Here is a 1326-nt window from a genome sequence, read left to right as displayed (position 1 = left end):
AACACCACCGCGATGGCATCCGGGTTATCCTCTGCCTGCTGCTCAAACAGCTCATGGATGCATTTATCCTGCGGGTAATCCAGCGCGGTGGTGTTCATTTCAAAAATCTGTCGGTATCGCTCTTGCTCTGGCAGGATATTCAGCAGGTTAACCGCTGTATCGTCACCACGCTCTAAAGCTGACAAAAGACTCGATATCGCTGTCACTGCATAATCCGCTATAGTTTGGCCATCCAATGCCTCATCCACTTGAAGACTTAGTGAAAATGGATGTGATTCACCAAAATCATTGACTGATATGGTTAACGGATAATTTGTTCTCTCAATCACTTCCACCATCGAAATCCCGGCACCCGAAGGCGACACCTCAACCTCGACAGGCTCTTCCTCTGAAGCAATTGAGTGACGGTAGTTTATGACAGAATTGAACAACGGCAGGCTACCTGCGATACTGCTATAGCTCTGCGCCTCGGACAAACTGACTTGCTCATAAGGCATCAAGTCTTTTAAAGACTGACTCACACTCTGCAGGAAACCTTTCGCAGGCCTCTCATTGACCGATACAACCAAGGGCAGTGTATTTATCAACATACCCATGGCTCGCTCAACCCCTTGACCTCCTGACATGCGACCCGTAAAAACGGTACCAAAAGCAACATGTTGCTGCCCGGTGCAAGCCGATAAAACTAACGCCCAGACTGCGTGAAAGAAAGTAGCCGGAGAGGTAGTATGCAAGCGCATGAGCTCCCGGATCTTTGCTGAAACGCTTGCGCTCAGAGGGATGTTTAAATCATTGACCCTACTCCCATCCCCCATGACATCAAACAATCCAAACGGCAAGGTCGGCCCTTCAATGACCGCAAGCTGCTCCTTAAAGAAACCGGCGACATCTAACCCACCCAAATGATGCAATGTACGAGCAATAAACTCACGGTAAAGAGGGGCTTTTGGCAATCTCTCCGCATAACCTTGAGAGTACGCCGACATATCATCCATCAGCACTTCGAGTGAAATATGATCGGAGATGATATGATGCGTCTTGATAACCACATAACTGCGTTCAGAATGGTTATCTTTTATCACCTCCAGCTGAATTAACGGTGCCAACTCTAAATCAATATAAAACGCCGCATTTTTAATATAACTCTGCACCGCTTCCTTGCTGCACCCTACTTCGTCCTGACGCAAAAACCTGACCGGCAATTCAGCATGACGCACAACCACCTGGACAGGCTGAGCTCGCTCTCTCCACAGGATCATGGTGCGTAAAACATCATGCCGACGAATAACAAACTCAACCGCCATGACCAATCGGTTAAACGCATCA

Annotated in this window: 1 protein-coding gene; it reads right to left on the bottom strand. The window is 48.1% G+C overall.

From position 1 onward, the window contains the following. Positions 1-1326 (bottom strand): condensation domain-containing protein (locus BLW37_RS18550; RefSeq protein ID WP_245785793.1); only part of this gene is annotated, 1326 nt, incomplete at both ends.

Source organism: Alkalimonas amylolytica (genome assembly GCF_900107845.1).
Classification (GTDB): Bacteria; Pseudomonadota; Gammaproteobacteria; order Enterobacterales; family Alteromonadaceae; genus Alkalimonas; species Alkalimonas amylolytica.
This window is presented reverse-complemented; position numbering and strand designations above follow the sequence as displayed.